Below are 19097 nucleotides of genomic sequence, written 5' to 3'. Positions count from 1 at the left end.
GTTGACCCAGCGCTTACGCAACTAGGCTTTGCTCTGTTAAGTCATTATTAATCGGTAGCGTTAAGGTAAAAGTGGTGCCAACGCCTTCGGTCGATACGACTTTGATATCGCCATTATGTTGCTCCATAATTTGCTGGCTGATAGCCATACCAAGTCCTGTACCTTCGCCTGCGCCTTTGGTCGTAAAAAACGGCTCGAATATTTGATTGAGAACTTCTGGGCTCATACCTTTACCGTTATCGCTCACATCGATATAAACATTGCTATCATCGGCGTGCGTCCGCACCTCGATTTTGCCATCCGGTTTTTCTCCCATGGCTTGCGCGGCATTATTGAGCAAGTTCACCAATACTTGGTTAATTTGCGACGGTGAGCATTTAATCTCAGGGGTTGGTGCAAAATCAGTGACAATCTCTTGATGTCTGATAGAGTTACCAGCGATTTTGAGCGAGGCTTCAATACATTCGCGCACATCGATGGTTTTTACTTTTGATTCATCAAGACGGGCAAAGTTACGTAGGTTTAACACCATCTCCGTGATTTGCTCAACGCCAAAGAGTGAATCTTTAATCAGCTCTTTTAGCTCAGATGATAGGTCGTCTTCTTGGATTTCATCAGACGCACGGACAATATCTGCTAGTAACTTGTCAATTTTTCCATCAGAAGCTGCCTCAGACTTAACGCCTTTTAATCCTTGTACCAGTTCAATCAGCTCTTCGTATTGCTCCGTCAACTGACCGATAATTTCTAAATTGTTTTGCACATAAGACAAGGGTGTATTCACTTCATGGGCGACGCCTGCCACCATTTGACCTAGAGTCGCCATTTTTTCTGACCGAATCAATTGCAGCTGGGAGTTTTTCAGCTCTTTTAGCGTGTCTTGTAGCTCAGCAGTACGTTCTTCAACTTTAATCTCTAACTGTTGGTTGATATTGGCAAGCTTACCTTCGTTAGATTGGATTCGATCTAATAGATCATTAATAGAGCCGTTTACCAGTCCAATCTCGTTTCGACCTTCAGCAAATTTAACTTCGCTCAGCTTATTGTATTGCTTATCGTTAATCAGGTTTTCCGCTTGTGAGATTTTATCAGTGGTTTCTTTTAGCGGTTTGAAGGCTAAGAAAGTCAACATAAAATAAATCACGCCCGCCGTGATGAGTAGCGCCAATGCAATCCAGTTAATCAAGTTTTCACTAAGATTATCGGCGATGGCGTTAATTTCAGCATCAGGCTGGACAACGATAAGCTTCCAGTAGGTTTCAGGAATCTCAAAAACGTACGCTTGACTACCGTTGTAGTAGCTGTCTTTCGCCAGCGCAAAGCTCTGTAACAAGCGACTGTCCATGGCGTTCTGCTTGTTCTCACCGTTATTTAGATAAGCGGCGTAGTTGACGAGATAATAACCCTTTGCCGTACCGGTTTCTGCTTTATCAAGCGTGGTCAATACTTGTTGGATTTGCGGTGAGACGTTAGCAGCAACTTGCTCGATGGTCTCGTTACGTTGGACATCTAAGAAATCAAGCACCGGTTGCCAAGCAGGGTCTGAGTTAATCACTTGTTTGATATCAAGCGGCGTACCGGTTTCTTCGTCAATATAGCTTAAGCGTTCAGGGTTAGAGGACGCGATAACTTTATCACTATTATCCAATAATAAAATGTAGCCTGAGCCCGAGCTTTCGCTTAACTTCACGATGTTTTCTTGTAGCTGGTTAAGGGTGAAGTTGACGGTACTGGCACCCCAAAACTGATTGTCACGCTCAATAGCGACGCCGCAGCTCATCGCAAGCTCGCCTTTGGTTTGGCTGGCGCGGACATGGTTCCAGATACAGCTCTCAGGTTTGAGCAGCTTCAAGACACTAAACCAATCTTCTTGATAATAAGGGTTAGCTGGATTTGGGTCGCTCAACACCGCTTGATAGTCACCATTTTGACGTACCATCAAGAAAGGATGGGTGGCGGTGTTTGCCCCAAGTGCCCCATTATCAGGCCAAATACCACCACTACCCAACAGGCTATAATCACGCTTATCAAAGGCATTGGCAGTACTGGCTTGTAAAATCGCTTCTTCTGGAGGCAACGTTTGCGCGCTCTGTTGTAGCAGTAACGCACTACGCATCACTCGATTGATATCAGCAGAGATGCTATTGACTGCCGTATTACCACGTTCCGCGACCAGTTTTGCGGATTCAAGACGGATTTTTTCATAGCCTTCTTTATCAACAACGTAGACGACAACTGCGAGTACGATTGCAAAAGCAATAAATAAAATAGTAGTCACTTGGGTACTAACTTGATTAAAAAAGCCAACTTTTTTGGAGGCACTCATGATGGTGATGGTCCTTGGGTGATAGTGACCACAAAAAAGACTGCCAATACAATTTAATGATTGCAATCAGTCGTGTGGTTATATGGAATTTTGATCAATATAATTTGTATATAACGGCAAAACACCTAGAAGTATAAAAGTTATGGCGATATAACTTAACCGACTGAATTGTCTGTGTGCTCATCACTTAAAAATTTATAGACAGCCATACTGTGCCTACAAATCATGAAAGATAATCAATCACAGATATTGTTCAGTTAAGTGGTATGTTTAAGTGAGCGTTTGGACAATTTAGGTCGTTCAGGTAAGAAAAGGGAGATGTTCTATTGCATTTGTTAACAATACAGAAGCAATTTTATAATGACAATATTTTTTCTTTACTTACGAGTCGTTATCTTATTATTTTATATGACCAACTTATGCTTGGTATTGAAATAATCTTGCATCAATCTGCTCTTGAAAAGTCAACTTAACGCACTCATCTAGCCGCTAACGTTATATAATGGTTCGGCCAAAACGTTGGCTTGATTTATGTGGCTGCTTTGCACTGACGTTTTTTGACGGGTAGCGGCGTGAGTAAGTAACCTTTGCCAGCATTACTAGCCACCATTGCTAACTACCTATTTTCTTATCATCTGAGTACAAAAAGACATCGCCTTATGACTATCTCTATCGCTTCATTGCACAGCACCGAATTCGCCGTTGGTCAACGTTATTTATCTGATACGGAGTCCGAGTTGGGCTTAGGTGTGGTCATCGATGTAGACGACCGATGTGTACATATTTTATTTCCGCAAAGTGAAGAGACGCGCGTCTATGCGAAAAACTCCGCGCCATTATCACGCGTGGTGTTCAAAGTTGGCGATAGCATTTATGACCAAGACGGCAAGTGCTATCTGGTCAATGCCGTTGATGAAGTGATGGGCGTGCTCAAATACGGTGTCGATGAACACGAGCGTGGCATCATGGAAACCCGTCTCGCTGCCAATATCACCTTGGCTAAGCCGCTTGAGCGTCTGCTAGCTGGTCGTATTGAGCGCGGTGATTGGTACGAGCTACGTCAAGATATCTTGCGTATGCAATCGGCGCTTGCTGGTCATCCACTCAAAGGCATGATGGGCGCACGTGTCGATATCATTGAGCATCAGCTCTATATCGCCCACGAAGTCGGCAAACGTATTGCACCGCGCGTGTTGCTCGCTGACGAAGTGGGTCTGGGCAAAACCATCGAAGCGGGTTTGATTATTCATCAGCAGTTGTTAACAGGCAAAGCTGAGCGTGTGCTTATCCTAGTGCCAGACAGTCTACAATATCAGTGGATGATTGAGCTGCGTCGTCGCTTTAACTTAAATTTTGCGCTGTTTGATTTGGTACGTGCGGCAGCCATTAAAGAACACGATCCTGAACAAAATGTCTTTGCGACTGAGCAATGTATCATTGCGGGTATGGATCTGTTGCTCGATCATCCTGACTTGTATGATCAAGCGATGGATGCAGGGTTTGATTTATTGGTCGTCGATGAGGCGCATCATCTGCATTGGGACGAGGCGCAAGGTGGCAACGATAAATATGACTTGATTGCTGACTTTGCCGAAGAGACGCCAGGAGTTATGCTACTGACAGCGACGCCTGAACAGCTTGGGGCACAAAGTCACTTTGCTAGATTGCGTTTGCTCGATCCAGATCGCTTTGATGATTTGGATGAGTTTATCGATGGTCAAGAAGCTTTTGCTGAAACGGCTGCTGTCGCTGGTGTGTTAATCGAAGATAAGCCTTTGAGCGACAGTCAAATTGCCGCGTTAAGCAGTTTGCTAGACATCAGCATGGATGAGTTGGTAACGATTAATGATGATGAAAAACTGCGTACACATGCGCTCAATGAGCTATTAGATCGTCATGGTACAGGCCGTATTTTATTCCGTAATACTCGTGAGAGTGTTAAAGGGTTTTATGGTCGTAGCAGTCAGCCTTATCCGCTGCCATTGCCTGCCGCATGGATAGACAGCTATCAAACCACTGGCAAATTGCGCGAGCAGCTATGGGGCGAAGAAAATCAACCTGATGGTGGCTGGCTAGAAGACGATCCACGTGTGCCATGGTTGATTGAGATTTTGCGCGGTGAGCTTAAGCACAAAAAAGTATTACTGATTGCCCGTAGTGGCGCGACCGTTGAGAGTTTGGAGGCGGTATTACGTCTGCATGCAGGCATTAAGACGGCTATCTTTACTGAGCAGATGACGCTACTTGAGCGTGACCAAGCAGCGGCATTCTTTGCCGACAGTGAAGGCGCACAGATATTATTGTGCTCGGAGATTGGCTCAGAAGGTCGTAACTTCCAGTTTGCCAGCCAGTTGATACTATGGGATTTACCTGCCAATCCAGATACCTTGGAGCAGCGTATCGGTCGCTTAGATCGTATCGGACAAACACAACAAATTATGCTGCACGTGCCTTATGTACAGGGCACAGCGCAAGAGCGATTGTATCATTGGTATCATGATGCGCTGAATATGTTTAATCAGATTTCACCGACCGCGCAGAGTGTACAAGAGCAGTATATCCAAGAGCTTAAGCCGATGCTTGAAGGCGCGGATACCGATGCTAATCGTACGATTCTGCAAGGTATTATTGAAGAAGCACAACAGACGCGATTGGGGCTAGAGGCGCAGCTACAAGCGGGTCGTGATCGCCTATTAGAATATAACTCGTGCCGTCCCCGTGTCGCTGGTCGTATCGCGGACGCCATGCGTGATTTTGATGGTCATAATCTATTGCCGCAGTTTATCGAGCGCTTTTTTGCCTCAGCCAATATTGATCACAATATTCAGCGCGATGGCTCGTGGGTGATTGCCCCGATTGATAGCACCGAGATTAGTGATTATATCGATGGCCTGCCACTTGGTGATGAAGACGGTATGACGTTGACCTTTGAGCGTGAGCAAGCACTACAGCGCGAAGATATCGAATTCATCACTCATGAGCATCCATTGATGCGCGCTATCTATGAGCTGGCGAGTACCAGCACCTTTGGTAATACCACGGTTGCGATGCTAAAAAGTTCTGCTGTGCCACAAGGTATGGTACTGCTCGAAGTGAATTTCCGCGTCGAAGCGATTGCGCCGAGATTGCTCAATTTGCCAGCGACGTTGACGACACAAAATATCCGTGTGTTTATCAGTGAGCAAGGCAGTGATTTATCCGCCCGTATCAGTGCCGATATGATCATGCCGCATATTGAGCGTCTGGATAAAAACCGTGCCCGCCAAGTGATTAAAGTACGTGGCGATGTGATTGAGCAGCGTTATTATGAAGCCGAAGACATTGCCCGTCAGCAGCTTGCAGAGATTGGTGAGCAGGCGAGCGCCCGCTTTAGCCAACAGTGGTCACGTGAAATCAAACGCTTAAAGCACCTACAAACCATCAATCCTAACGTCCGTCCTGCAGAGATTGAACGTCTTGAGCAACTAAAAGCCCAAGGCGAGCAAGCTTTGAGTAATTTATCGCTAGTGCCAGACTCTATCCGCGTGCTAGTGGCAGTAAAACCATAAGTTAAAAGTCTGATATAAAAACGAGGTGTCTAATCGTCTCGTTTTTTTGTTCATTTATCATAATTGATATTAGGGTCTGTTGAACATTCAAATATTAGGACTGATGATCGCTAAAATCGCATCAAACGTTTTATCAAATCAGGCGTAAACCGACGATAATGTTGAGACCTTAGTTAGGTTTACAACAACGTTTGGGGTGATTTTAGCATCAGCCTTTCAGGGCAGGGCTATTTTTTGCCAATACATGGCGAAATTGTCTACCCTAGAACGACTAGGCGTCAAAAATTTCACTGCGTATTGTCTAAAAAATAGCCACTGCCAGTACCACATTTGAATGTTCAACAGACCCTATGTGCTTTAGTCGCTAAGTTAGCGCATTCGACGGATACTGGTGGATACACCGCCGTTATCTAGTCAAAGCTCGCAATTTTGGGTAAGATGTTGACCTTCTTGCCGAATAATGAATGTTTAATCATTGCGATACTTCATCGGTATTTTTTGTTCTAAAATCTCTCTTGTGTATTTTCAGCAAGTGATTTCATATTATTTTACATTCAACCGCAAAGGATCTTGCTCGATATCATATTGATATCGTTGGATGCATGTTTTCAGATGCCCATTTTCAGATGCTTAGCGTTTTTGATAAAAATAAGGAAACATATCGTCATGTCCGATTATTCGCAACTGATTGATGAGCTGCTAACTACGGTGGCGCTTATCGAGGTTACTCCTGATGTCTTTGAGGGTAAAAGCCACGATTATGTCGGCAGTCGTATTTTTGGTGGACAAGTCCTTGCCCAAGCCATCATGGCAGCGGCGCATACACTAGATAAAGACAAACCCTGTCACTCACTGCATGGGTATTTTTTACGCGGTGGGGATATCACTCAGCCCGTCATTTATCAAGTGCGTCGCCTACGTGACGGTCGTAGTCTGTCTGCGCGTGAAGTGACCGCGATTCAATATAAAGAAGTGCGTGGTAAGCCACCAGTTGAGCAAGTGATATTTTCGATGATTGCTTCATTTTCACCGATGGAAGAGGGCTTGGAGTATCAAGAAGATATGCCAGTCTATCCGCCGCCTGAAGATTTGCTCGCCGAGCAGGATTTAAAAGAAGAGTATGTCGGTAAAGTGCCAGACGCGCTCAAAGCCCGTTTTATGCGCCGTCGTCATGTCGAGATTAAGCCAGTCAAACCGCGCGATCCGATTCATCCGGAGCCGATGAAACCTAAACAGGCGAACTGGTTGCGCATTCGTGAGCTTGGCAAGCAGCCCATTGCTATTCAGCAAGCACTATTGGCATTCTCTTCTGATTTTTATCTGGTGGGAACCGGCCTGATGTCGCATGGTGTCAGCTTTATGACTAGCGGCTTACAAGCGGCCAGTATCGATCATTCGATGCATTTTCATCGCAATTTTGATTTAAATAATTGGCTATTGTACGACATGTGGAGTGATACCACGTCTAATGCCAAAGGTTTAAACCATGGGCAGTTCTGGCAAGACGGTAAACTGGTTGCCACTGTGCAGCAGGAAGGATTGATGCGCTTGCGAGTGCCAAAGTCTTAAGTTTCTAGTATTTCATAAATAAAAAAAGCGACTCATGATTCATTGTGAGTCGCTTTTTTTATGGTGTATGAGGTGGTTCTTTAAGAAGTTATTCTAGATATGGTTGATTAAAAAATTACTTTAGCATAAAGAGCATTAGATATCTTCTTGGTACGTTCTAGTATCATATTCTCGTTCCACTCTGAATTATCTAAAAAGAATTTAGTTAGTGGAAAGCCGGTTTGAGTTAGTAATGCTAGTTTTTCAGTAATGATCTTATCTTTTAGTCCATGACCGTTGGTATTTGAATCTGTCAAAATAAGGTTTCCTATGCTACCAACTATATCACTTTCTAAATCTATTTTAATTCTAGCTTCAGGTATCAGGTGTTCTATAGTTAAGTTATCATGATTTATATCTAAACCATTGCTGTTATTTCCTACTAACCTTCTCAACGCATACTTAATAATTGATTTGTTTCTAGTCTTATTTGATAAGTAATTCAATTCTAGAAATTTGACTTCAAATTCTTCATAAGAAGGTAACTTATCTTTTAACTTCCTACTTAAACTTGCCAATATTTTCTGCAATTCATCAGGGTTTTCAGTATTTGATAAATCAATAGCATGCTGTGAATACATGGTTGCGATACTACCAGATGATCGTTGTTGTGTAATCGCATTAAAAACGAAGTGGAAATGCTCAATTTTATTTAACATAGTCTTTAATTGTTTGAGCGTGATTTTTCTTTCTTTATAAGCGGATAAGAGAGATAAAACAAAGGATGATTGCTGTTTCACCTTAAAACTATTTAAAGCTTCTAAAGACAATTTAACCTCAAATTGCTCTTTAGTCCATACTGAGTTTTCAGGGCTGAGCATTTCGCAGTAATTTATAGCAGACGTGCTTAAACTTTCTAGTAGTGTTCTAGCGTTACTAGGAGATTTCAGTATATGGCTTTTGATACATGAAAACAGTTTCTTATCAGTTGTATATTCCTGCCTTGAAATCCAATAATGTAATAAAAAAGTGTTTATTACATCATTTTCAGATATATCGTCGAAACCTTTTACAAGTTTGTTCCAAGCTTGCTTAGGGCTATCATAGGTTGTATTTGCAGATTTGATTGTTTTTAAGAGAAGATTTTTGACTAAGTCGGACGTTCTCAAATCTCGACCACGTGCATTTAAAGTTTCAAAAATTAAGTAAGCATCGTCTTCGTTGTCTAGTTGTATAAATACAAGCTTTAACGAAAGAAATTTATCGCGTAATGCTTTTAGCTCAATAATAGAGTCTTCAGGTGTAAAAAGGTCTCTTTGATGACTATTTTCAGAGATTTTTGGAATATGGTCTTCTAGTTTATTTGAAAGAAGATCGTAAGCTAGCTTTAGATTTGTTTCCTCTGCACCTACATCACAATCGAAGTTTATTTTGGAAGGTGATTCGTCAAAAGACTGTATATGTGTTTGTAAATAAGGAAAAGAAGTCTCTGTATCCAATACAAACTCATCAACAAAGTCATTATTAGGCCTTTCAATGTATCTATGAATACCTTTCGCTAAATTAGTATCGCCCAGTTTGGCAAAAGCGTCTCTAATGACAGACAGGACAATAGTTATTGTTGTCAATCTTTGTTGTCCATCCACGATCCCGAAATATGGTTTTTTGGTCTGATATACAACCATAGAGCCTATAAAATAGCTATCAGTAACATCGTTGATGATATCGTCCCAGAAGTTTTCTACTTCAGCTTTACCCCAAGAGTAAGGTCTTTGAAATCTCGGGATCTTGAATATGCCTAAAGAAAAGATATCTTGGATTTCCTTATCATCTGCCTCAATTTTCATTGTTTCTCATTCCGTTGTACTGAATTATTTTCTAAAGATTAATATAACAGATAAATTATTCCGTAATATTTATTCTACTCTCCATCTTCTAAAATCTTAACCATCGCGCGTGGCAATCCAAGTGTTGCCTGCGCATCAACAGCATTTAACCAATGAATATTAATCTCTGCTGCTTGTAAGGCTTCGGTCATTTCAGCAGTTTGCTTAGCGTTTAAAGTGACAGATTGCGGTGTCAAATACCAATGGAAATGGGTCAGCGAATGCTTAATAGGGGCGTCGTCTAATAAAGTTTTACTGACTGCTTTTGCAGCCACTTTATTGTTATTCAGCCACTCGTTAATAATCTGCTCAGCAGTGGTAAATTCTGTTTCATATACTTTTTCATTGCTAGCAACTTTTAATGGTGTATCATCGCTGACTTCTGATTTTTTAGCAGTCGCCTTACTACCAGCTTTGCCTGCTATTTTTTCTACAAACTGCAAAGGCAAACTCCACAGTCCGCCCCAAATACCGTTGTCAGGACGTTGTAGCCACAATATATTGCCATCAGCATCTTCAATCAGCAGTGCATTGCTAAACTTGCTGGGCTTTGGTTGCTTTTTTGCTTTGACTGGATAATCCGTCTCACGCCCTTGCGCATGGGCTAGGCAGTCGTCTTTTAACGGACATAATAGGCAAGCAGGTTTGCTACGGGTACATAATGTCGCACCCATATCCATCATCGCTTGCGCAAATAGTCCAGAGTTCTCTGCTGGCGTTAAACGTTCTGCCAATGCCCACAGTTCTTTGGTCGTGGCTGACTTGGTAATATCGCCGTCAATCGCTGCCCAACGTGTCAGCACTCGTTTGACATTACCATCACAGATGACGCCATAATGATGTAATCCCATCGCCATGATTGCGCCAGCAGTCGATGGCCCAACACCAGAAATAGCTTCCCATCCTGCTAGTGTCTGCGGAAACTCGCCCGTTTCATCGATTACTTCGACCAATTGCTTGGCACCTTTATGTAAATTACGCGCACGCGCATAATAGCCAAGTCCTGCCCAATGCTCTGCTACTGTATCCCACTCTGCTGCGGCCAAATCCTGCACGGTCGGAAACGACGCCATAAAACGTGCAAAGTAGGGCAGCACAGTGGTCACTTGCGTTTGCTGGAGCATGACTTCGGATAACCAAACGATATAAGGGTTGGGCGTGTCGGTCTGGTGCTGTTGCCAAGGTAAGTCATGGCGACCGTTTTCGGCGAACCAATCTAGTAGGCGTGGGGCGAAGGAGTTGAGGTTAGTATCGGCATGGATAAAATTAGTAGCTGTCATAGGCAATGGGCGAACAATTCAAAAGTAAGAAGTTTATATGAGGGTCGCATGTTGGGATTAAAGGCGTTAGCGATAGATACTATCTAAAGTTTGACCTGCTTCATTTTTCCACTCAATCCAGCCATTGGTTGAACGACCTGATACCAATACGCTAGCGCCACTGGGTGTTTTAAATAGTTGGTTTTCAGTAAGTTTATAGCTTTTATCATTTACTGCTATTAGTTTGCCGCTACTGAGCAAGCTCTCTTTTAATCTAGTCACAAATGGCGGTGCTGATGGCGTTTGTGCTTGTCGTATTAATGATCCTGCCAGTAATACAAAGCCATCATCGTCATAATAGCCTTCAGCATTAGCATCCTTAACCTTGTAATAAAATAATACTGGCGTGGGTTTAATTGGAAATGCTTCAATTTCTTTTTCTGCTTTAGCAAGGGAAGAAGTAGTTTTATTTTTATAAGTGTTATTGCTATGTAGGCTATCATGGATAGCCAAAGATTCGAAAATAGGTTGTCCTAGATTTGATAACAGGACATCAAGGGTGTGAAACAGTTCTTCGCAGTCAGCTTTTAACGGGTCGGGAGTATGCGGTCGATTCCCATTATTACCGTTTTTAATTTCATAGCGTCCAACTTGAGTAGCAGTCGCTATAGCTTTATGTTCCATATAAAGTGCATGAGTTTGGGTCATAGAGTTATTGGTCGAGAGCATGACAAAAGCTCGCGTCCAAAAATCCTTATCATCATGTTGGTTAAGACGCCTTTTAAGGTCACCAGTTTGCCCAACATAAAGCAAGGGTTTTTCTGTGCTTTCTGTTTCACCAATTAAGAAGTATAAACCCACTTGATTAGCATCGGGCATCGCAAAAAAGTCATCAATGTGGATACGTGGGATTTCAATCAATCTTACCGTGCGCGTAGTCATCTCTGCCAAACGCAACCCACGAGGGTTACCTTTTGGCAGATAAATTTGAATAGTTTTAGCTGATGGTATTAATGGATTCATAGTCGCTTATATTATTAGTGAATGCTTACTTCCGATTCTTTCGAGTTTTCAAACGACGTAAACGCTTCTCTTCTTCTTTAGCAATTCTTTTCGCTTCTGTAGCGAGTCTTTGTTCGGCGACGACGAGTTCTTCAGCCTCGGTCATTGCTGGCGTTTCTAACGTAATGCGCCCAATTTTAGCGCTACGTAATTCATTCACGAGAATCTCAGACATGCGGTAAGTATCGACTTGATTACCCGAACGTACACAGCCGCGATTACGCCCAGCGACTTCAAAAAACTCCCAATCTGTCTTAGGTAATTCTTCAATTTTATAGCGAGTTTTTAGCAGCTCAGGATAGGCATGCATCAAGTACTCAGCGGTGTAACTGGCCACATCAGCGAAGTCAAAAGCCGTATCACGAATACCACCAGTCGCTGCCAAACGATAGCCAGAGTGTTCGTTTTCGACTTTTGGCCATAGCATTCCGGGGGTATCATAGAGCATGATGTCATCGTCAAGCTTAATCAGCTGCTGCGATTTGGTCACGGCTGGCTCGTCACCTGTCTTTGCCACCGCGCGTCCCGCTAGCGTATTAATCAGCGTTGATTTGCCAACGTTTGGTATACCCATAATCATGGCTTTGATTTGGCGACCCGTGCCGACTTTATTGGGCACCAGTTGTTTACAGATGGCGATGATACGTTTCACATCGTTGGCTTTCTCGGTATCGCAAGCAATGGCTTTGACACCGCTTTGCTGCTCAAGATATTCCATCCACGCTTGGGTCAATTCTGGATCAGCAAGGTCGGCTTTGTTCAGGATTTTGATGACAGGTTTTTCGCCGCGCAATGCCGCAACCATTGGGTTTTCACTACTATAAGGGATACGCGCATCGATGACCTCGATGACCAAATCCATCTGCGGCATGATTTCTTTGATTTCGTTACGGGCTTTGTTCATATGCCCAGGGAACCATTGAATACTTACTCTCTTATCCATCTGCTTTCATAACCTTTTATAAAAAATGCTAAAAGTAAAACAATCAACGTTTACTTTCTAATGGTGTCCAGTTTACTACAGAACCACATTGCTCACGCCACAATTTCACTTAACCAGATTTGTCATTACGCCTAATTTTGGTTTTCTGTTTCCTCGTGCGCGGGTGGTAATGGGGCAAGATAACCAATTAACAGTATCAAGCTGCCTGCACCAAGGAAGGATATCACTCGCCAGATTGCCTCCGTTTGTGACAAATCTACCAAGACCAATTTAAGCACAACGATACCCAGTAGCCCGATGCCCATAAACCAAAGCGCGCGCTGCCAGTAGCGACTGGCGATGATGGTGGCGACTAAAGCCAAGAGCGTCCATAAAATAGTCAATCCTGTCTGTACTTGCTCGCTTTGCCACGCGCCGCCCTGAGCACTGCTCCATAGCGGTGTAGCGATAAAGGCGTGTAGCGTCCTGACCAACATGCTAGATATCAACCAAAAAATGATAAGCCCCAACACAGTTAGTAAAGTATCAGTGGTGAATATACGCTTGGATTTGACATCGGTATTTGATGCAACGTGCCCCTCATCGCGGCGATGTTGGCTCATGTAATATAGACTGCAACCAACGAATAGCGCGAGCCATGAGGTAATGTCGTATAAATTTAGCAGTGGGAAGTAGGGCAGTTCCCAGATCAGGCCATCATAAGACCAGTTGGTAATGACGACCCAAAATAAGGCGATAGATGCGAAGATAGCCGCGCAGCTTAATAGCGCTTGTTGCCAATCAAACCAGTACAGCGAACCTTGATTTAACACCTCATGCGTTTGCGTGTTTTGCTGACGATAACCGGAATCACGATAGCTGAACCATAACCCAGCCAATATCAAAACGGCTGGAATCAAGATAGCCATCACCCCAGCTGAATCTGCGAGTCCATAGTGAGCTGCGGCAGCGATGACTAAAATTCCAGCGCCCAACCAGCTCGCGCCATCGTAGCGTGACAATTCTGAATGCTCGTACCACGTCTTTAACCACAACTGTCCGATGACCAACCCACCAATGATTAGGATAGTAAATAACAACCAATCTGCTGTCTGCCATGCTAAATGGAATTCGAATTTTTGCGGTAGCTGTAGAACAAGCATTAGATAAAACACCACTAATAAGCCGTGACTAAACTGTCTGATCTCTGCCCACGAGCGATAACGATTGATGACCCAGTAAGTACTTAAGCTGATCAGTGCTGCCAGCGCTATCATTGTCGTCGTTGCCAATCGCCAACTGGTAAACCATTGATTAAAATCAAGCAATAATACTTGTAGCAGCCAAGCCATAGCAGTAAAAGTTAAAAATCGTATTAATAGAGGACTGCGCCAAACAAGGTTAAAGATTTTGCTTTGGCTATTGATTGAGGTTAGCCATTGCTGCGCGGCTTGGGTGCTAATACCCAGTGCATTGGCGTAGGTTACTATCGAATCTGAGGTGGTGGTTTGCTCTTGAGAATGTGTTGAGGGATAATCTAAGCCACCGTTTAAGTCATCGTTCAAACTATTATTTAGGATAGCCGGCGAGTTGCTAGCGCGTAAAATAAACACAGTGGTTAGATAAGCCATAGCCGAAATGGTTAAGGCCAATGTTTGGTAGTCTTGAACGGCAAAGACCACCTTTATCATCAACATGCCTATACTGATTAGCTGCAATAGTAAACCAAATAACACTGACCAAGCGCGTAGCGAGCGCCGTCCGAACCACACCAGTGCCAATCCTTGTACCGACCAGCCAAAAGCAATCCATTCGGCATCTAATGCCAACGGAATGACCAGCGCCAAAAAGCCAAATCCTAATGCCAACATGCCTTCGGTAATTAAAGCATAACGCTGACTGCGCTGGACAAACAACCAGCCAAGTCCCAAATAAATGACTGCTAAAACTGCGCTAGTAATGGTTAAAGCGTTAGGTATGTCATCTAATAAGGCAGCAAATAAGCCAAATGCCAATATCGGTACTGAAAACAGTAAGCCTGTATCAATGGGAAATACATAGCCGTTATTTTCTGAATGGATTTTGCCCACGTTATCTGCGTTGTTTGCGTTATCTGTATGAGAGGAATTTTCTTCATTAAGAATGTTATAGGCGATGATTTGTTGCGCGTAGCGAATGACGACAAACAGATAAAGCAGTAAATGTAAGGTAACCAATATCACCAATGACCAACGCTGTGTCTCAATGATGGCGGTTAAGTTCTCACTTATGCCCCAGTAGTAGGCCAAGCCAAAGGTTACCGTCACACCGAATAAGTTCAATATTTTCCATGGTCGATAATGAGCGATGACGGCAATCGTGACGTTCAATAATAGATAATAGCTGAACAAGGTGATCAAGCTGCCAGTATCATCACTGGTCAAGATCGGCGCAAAGAAACCGCCAGATAATGACAGTAAGGCTAAAGGAAAAGCGTTCTGACGGACGGCGAGCGCAATAGTGATAGCGGACAATATGCCAAGCCCGATAAAGCTCGGTAAACTCGGAATGATTTCATAAACACTATAAGCAAAAAAGGTACTCAAATACGCAATGGCTAATCCTGCGCCTTGTAAAGTAATGCCATAGGAGAAACGTTTTGCGGTCAGCTTTAATCCAAGTGCTGCCAATCCTAACCCTGTGACACCTATCGTCATGAGCTTAAAGGCAATTGGAATCTCAATATAATCACTCAGTAAGCGCAGCAGTAATACGACGCCCACCAGCAGTACCAATACGCCGACACGTACCACTAAATTGCCACCGAAAAACCAGTTTTTAATAGAGTGGAATAGCGAGGTGACGATCGGCAAGGAGCTTTCGTCCGGCTGAATAGCGGCAGTTGGCGTTTTACTTTTTATGACGCTCAACGTTTCGTTCATGCCAGTAGTAGAAGTGCTGGATACTGTATTGTCTTGTAGGCTAGATTGAGGCGTCGTTGGGCGTGATGGTGGCCATGCATGCACGGTGGTATTTGTTTCATTGGTTGTATTCAGTTTAGCAGTGTCAACAGCGCTGTCTGCTATTACATGATTATTACTAGAGATAAAGTTGTCAGTTGGTTGAACAGATGAGCGTCTGGCATTACTGTTTCTTTGGTTTCTAAGCTGAATTTGTAGTTTACCCACATCACGACGTAGTTGTCCAATCTGTCGATTTATTCTGACATAGAGTACAACCACAACGATTAATAGTACGGTAAAAGCCAGCCAGCCCAACTGGTTCAATATATAAAACATCTTTATCACTTAATACAATTTATAATGCAGTGATAATGACGTTATTTATCTATAAGTACAAGACTCTCCTTACGCATCAATCAAAATGTTATTGATGAACGGTTGTTTATAAATAAAGAAGGGCCGCTTAAATACTAAGCGGCCCTTCTTTTTCTCTTATTTGCTAGTTAAGCTTTACAGTATACAGAGAGCTTTTACGCTTCTCTGCTATTGCCCTTTATGCCAAGTTTGCTTTCATAAACTCAAGCATGTTTTCCCAGCTTTGTTTGGCAGCGGCTTCATTGTAGCCAAGATCCACTTCATTTTTGGCAGCACGCTCATCGGCATGCGGATTGGTAAATCCATGCTTAGCATTGTCATAGACATCGATAGTGTAATCCACATCGGCAGCGTCTAGCTCTGATTTTAGACCTTCGATGGCCTCCATGGATACCATTGAGTCATCGCGGCCATGGGCGACCAATACTTTGGCAGTGAAGTTTTTGTCCGCTGGCTGTTTCGCTGATGGGTTACCATGGAAGGTTGCCACTGCTTTTAGTGGCATACCGTCACGTGCCATATCTAAGACGATTTTACCGCCGAAGCAATAGCCAATGGCTGCTAAGTTGTCACCATCAACGGCCAATTGATCACTGAAGTCATTGAGAATCAAACGGCAGCGTGCCATTAGCATATCTTGATCTTCTAATACTTGTTCCATCCACATGTTGGCTTGGGCTGCATCCGTGGTTAGTTTGCCTTCGCCATAGACATCCATAGCGACTGCTGCATAACCTGCTGCTGCCAAGCGTTCGACCACTGATTTTGGATGTTCAACCACGCCCCACCATTCTGGAGCCACTAAAATACCTGGCACTGCCGTATCATCTGATGCATTTTCTGGTAGCGCCACATAGCTAATAAGCTCAACACCATTTTCGGTTGTACTGATTAATTCGAAAGTCTTAATTGACATATTATTGTCCTTTTTTATGTTGTAAGTTTTATTTATTCGTCATTGTGAGGGTTCGTTTTTCTGACTTGTACTACCTTAACGCCCATATCCAGTAAAAACAGCTATAATACTGTAACGCTCTTTATCAAAATGTCTCTTTATAAAAAATCGACTACAATGCTATGACTATTAACTTGTTAAATAAATCTGCTGCCAATTTAAACGCTGATGCTGTTCAGCCGCTGAAATCAGACCCAATCGTGAGCTTGTTTCCTGACAGCGAATCAAATGAAACGTCTGAGACATTGCGCCCACAGTTTTGGGAACGCTTTAGCTTAGATAAATTAAACCATAGCGAATGGGAAGCGTTGTGCGATGGCTGCGGCAGTTGCTGTTTGATTAAGTATATCGATGAAGATGAGAATGGCGATGTGGACGAGGAGCTAGTCGAATATACCGATGTCACTTGTCAGCTGATGGACTGTGCGACGGGATACTGTGGTCACTATGCAACACGTCAAGAGCACGTGCCAGATTGTATTCAATTGACCATGGACAACTTACCGCAGATGATGTGGCTACCATCGCACTGCGCTTACAAGCGCTTGTATAAAGGACAAAACCTACCGAGTTGGCATCTGTTACTGACCCAAAATGCGGTAGAGACTCAGCAGAAAATGCGCGCTGTCAATGTGGGCGTAGCAGGTCGCTGTGTCTCTGAAATTGGCATGTCTGATGAAGAGATGGAAACGCGCGTGGTAACGTGGGTTAAGCCTTAATCTATGATTAGTTAGACGCTTGAGCCGCAGATTGGGCTTGTGCCTCAGCGCTTGCTTGCGAATCAGCCAAGGGCGGAATAGGAATGCCTTGGCGAATTTGCGTAGAAAATTCGCGACTGTTAATACCTGATTCTAGATTAGATTGATTGTCAAATCCGCGAACTTTTGGATTGATATGGGTGCGCTCGTACCAAGTGTCCATCGACCAGTTTTGCTCGCCTTGCTGTTCTTCATTTAATTGGGAGTTGGTATCGAGCATGCCGACGTCATAGAGATAGTTTGGTAGCCAGCCAGAGACCCAAATTCGGTAATCCCACGGCAGACGATCACCACTGACCAGACGCGCCATATAAAAGATAATATTGGTACAGTTACTGGTCAAGGTGTTATACCACGCAGGCTGAGCATTTAGCTCATCGGCAGCGGTTAGATAAGACTCAAATAATGATTTGACCTCGCGTTGCTGCAAATGGCTAACCGGCAATAGATAAACTTGCTCACCGCGTTTATTCGTCCGCGTATAGATAATATCGCGCTCTTCTGCCGCAATCAGGCTCAGCTCATAACGTCTAAAAAATCCTGCGAGCGCCGAAAAAGACTCGCCTTGTTCTTTACGAATCTCAAATGAGAAAGCGAGCGGTCTATCATCTTCAAAACGAAAGCTCACCAAAGTATGGGCAATTAGTGGTCCCATCCAATAAGAGTTCGCTACATCGACGCCAGACAATTTTGACATATCAATCGTCCGCGTCTCCCAGCGTGCCGTCGCGTCGTCTTCGGTATGCCAATCAAAGTTGCGGACATTGGTGAGCGTAATCAAATCGGGATTGTTCGGGTTACGCTCATAAGTGATTTTTTGGCTGACTTCTGGCATCCAGTCGCGTTGTTGCTGGGGTTCGATAGACATAAACCAACCAACACCTAAGCACCAAATCGCCGCGTATAGTCCGATTAGCCATTTGACCTTTGTTTGCTGAGTCGTGGTTTTTTTGCCGCTAGCTTGTCTGTCCGCCGTTATATTCTGAGATGCTTGCTTAGCATCAATTGTCCAATAACGCATAAAAAACAAAGCGCTAAGCACGCCAATAATGACGATAGTTGCCAGCCACGTTATAGCTGAGCGCGGACCAAACTGATACCAAATCGCCAATAGTAACCAGACTGCTGATAGCAACAGTGTGACGGCGATAAAAAACCGCACAAGACGATGTCGCCACTTATGTTTTGGCGGCTTACTGTCTGATGATGCATTCTCTAAGTCATGATTTGCAAGACGACTGTTTGCCGCAGAGCTGTGCGAACCAATCGAGAGTAAGCGAGAAAAAAAGGAACGTAGCGACATAGGATTTTTTTTGATGAGTAAAGGCTTTGACCATAGCAAAGTTTATAACACACTGACAGTACAATTTGAGTGAATTTGTCGTTGAATGTCTTTGAGCCTTGCGATAAAGTGAAGCTAATTTAAACTGGTCTATGTATTTATTAATCATAAACGACTGGTTTTATTTAGTACTTTAATCCCCATCTACAATTTTACGATATTAATGTTTTTACG

Annotated in this window: 11 protein-coding genes; 3 read left to right on the top strand and 8 right to left on the bottom strand. The window is 43.5% G+C overall.

The genetic code is table 11. From position 1 onward, the window contains the following. Positions 1-13: 13 nt before the first annotated feature. A complete protein-coding gene (locus AAEY72_RS12285) occupies positions 14-2326 on the bottom strand; it encodes a sensor histidine kinase (protein WP_352310702.1) in 2313 nt (770 codons plus the stop codon). 659 nt (positions 2327-2985) lie between these two features. Here AAEY72_RS12285 and rapA point away from each other — a divergent pair. Both rapA and AAEY72_RS12275 read left to right on the top strand, forming a co-directional pair. Further along, a complete protein-coding gene (gene rapA / locus AAEY72_RS12280; RefSeq protein WP_352310701.1) occupies positions 2986-5874 on the top strand; it encodes an RNA polymerase-associated protein RapA in 2889 nt (962 codons plus the stop codon). A 666-nt stretch (positions 5875-6540) separates the two neighbouring features. Continuing rightward, positions 6541-7443 carry an acyl-CoA thioesterase gene (locus tag AAEY72_RS12275; RefSeq protein ID WP_010197837.1) on the top strand — a complete coding sequence of 301 codons (903 nt, stop codon included), beginning with the start codon at positions 6541-6543 and terminating at the stop codon, positions 7441-7443. Between the two features lie 107 nt (positions 7444-7550). On the opposite strand, the gene AAEY72_RS12270 is transcribed toward AAEY72_RS12275, so the two are convergent. The 6 genes from AAEY72_RS12270 to AAEY72_RS12245 all read right to left on the bottom strand — a co-directional run bounded on the left by AAEY72_RS12270 (position 7551) and on the right by AAEY72_RS12245 (position 16784). Continuing rightward, the gene (locus tag AAEY72_RS12270) at positions 7551-9269 is read right to left on the bottom strand and encodes a DUF262 domain-containing protein (protein ID WP_352310700.1); all 1719 of its coding nucleotides are present in this window, start codon (positions 9267-9269) and stop codon (positions 7551-7553) included. Positions 9270-9343: 74 nt separating this feature from the next. Beyond that, on the bottom strand, positions 9344-10588 hold the full coding sequence (mutY, locus tag AAEY72_RS12265; protein WP_352310699.1) for an A/G-specific adenine glycosylase: 1245 nt from the start codon (positions 10586-10588) through the stop codon (positions 9344-9346). A 66-nt stretch (positions 10589-10654) separates the two neighbouring features. Further along, on the bottom strand, positions 10655-11590 hold the full coding sequence (locus AAEY72_RS12260; RefSeq protein WP_352310698.1) for a GIY-YIG nuclease family protein: 936 nt from the start codon (positions 11588-11590) through the stop codon (positions 10655-10657). A 25-nt stretch (positions 11591-11615) separates the two neighbouring features. After that, on the bottom strand, positions 11616-12572 hold the full coding sequence (gene ylqF, locus AAEY72_RS12255; RefSeq protein WP_189586099.1) for a ribosome biogenesis GTPase YlqF: 957 nt from the start codon (positions 12570-12572) through the stop codon (positions 11616-11618). A 131-nt stretch (positions 12573-12703) separates the two neighbouring features. After that, on the bottom strand, positions 12704-15829 hold the full coding sequence (locus AAEY72_RS12250) for a DUF2339 domain-containing protein (RefSeq protein ID WP_352310697.1): 3126 nt from the start codon (positions 15827-15829) through the stop codon (positions 12704-12706). Positions 15830-16046: 217 nt separating this feature from the next. After that, on the bottom strand, positions 16047-16784 hold the full coding sequence (locus tag AAEY72_RS12245) for a dienelactone hydrolase family protein (protein ID WP_352310696.1): 738 nt from the start codon (positions 16782-16784) through the stop codon (positions 16047-16049). 161 nt (positions 16785-16945) lie between these two features. On the opposite strand from AAEY72_RS12245, the gene AAEY72_RS12240 reads away from it, so the two are divergent. Then, the gene (locus AAEY72_RS12240; RefSeq protein ID WP_240216763.1) at positions 16946-17542 is read left to right on the top strand and encodes a YcgN family cysteine cluster protein; all 597 of its coding nucleotides are present in this window, start codon (positions 16946-16948) and stop codon (positions 17540-17542) included. 7 nt (positions 17543-17549) lie between these two features. On the opposite strand, the gene AAEY72_RS12235 is transcribed toward AAEY72_RS12240, so the two are convergent. Further along, positions 17550-18884, bottom strand: coding sequence for an Lnb N-terminal periplasmic domain-containing protein (locus tag AAEY72_RS12235; protein ID WP_352310695.1), 1335 nt, complete (start codon positions 18882-18884; stop codon positions 17550-17552). Positions 18885-19097: the final 213 nt, after the last annotated feature.

This window comes from Psychrobacter sp. W2-37-MNA-CIBAN-0211, assembly GCF_040309405.1.
Classification (GTDB): domain Bacteria; phylum Pseudomonadota; class Gammaproteobacteria; order Pseudomonadales; family Moraxellaceae; genus Psychrobacter; species Psychrobacter glaciei.
Note: the sequence above shows the minus strand (reverse complement) of the source record. Positions and strands in the feature narration are given on the sequence as shown.

Coding starts and splice junctions, on each gene's coding strand:
- AAEY72_RS12285 (WP_352310702.1), bottom strand. CDS start 2,326: ATGAGTGCCTCCAAAAAAGTTGGCTTTTTTAATCAAGTTAGTACCCAA.
- rapA (WP_352310701.1), top strand. CDS start 2,986: ATGACTATCTCTATCGCTTCATTGCACAGCACCGAATTCGCCGTTGGT.
- AAEY72_RS12275 (WP_010197837.1), top strand. CDS start 6,541: ATGTCCGATTATTCGCAACTGATTGATGAGCTGCTAACTACGGTGGCG.
- AAEY72_RS12270 (WP_352310700.1), bottom strand. CDS start 9,269: ATGAAAATTGAGGCAGATGATAAGGAAATCCAAGATATCTTTTCTTTA.
- mutY (WP_352310699.1), bottom strand. CDS start 10,588: ATGACAGCTACTAATTTTATCCATGCCGATACTAACCTCAACTCCTTC.
- AAEY72_RS12260 (WP_352310698.1), bottom strand. CDS start 11,590: ATGAATCCATTAATACCATCAGCTAAAACTATTCAAATTTATCTGCCA.
- ylqF (WP_189586099.1), bottom strand. CDS start 12,572: ATGGATAAGAGAGTAAGTATTCAATGGTTCCCTGGGCATATGAACAAA.
- AAEY72_RS12250 (WP_352310697.1), bottom strand. CDS start 15,829: ATGTTTTATATATTGAACCAGTTGGGCTGGCTGGCTTTTACCGTACTA.
- AAEY72_RS12245 (WP_352310696.1), bottom strand. CDS start 16,784: ATGTCAATTAAGACTTTCGAATTAATCAGTACAACCGAAAATGGTGTT.
- AAEY72_RS12240 (WP_240216763.1), top strand. CDS start 16,946: ATGACTATTAACTTGTTAAATAAATCTGCTGCCAATTTAAACGCTGAT.
- AAEY72_RS12235 (WP_352310695.1), bottom strand. CDS start 18,884: ATGTCGCTACGTTCCTTTTTTTCTCGCTTACTCTCGATTGGTTCGCAC.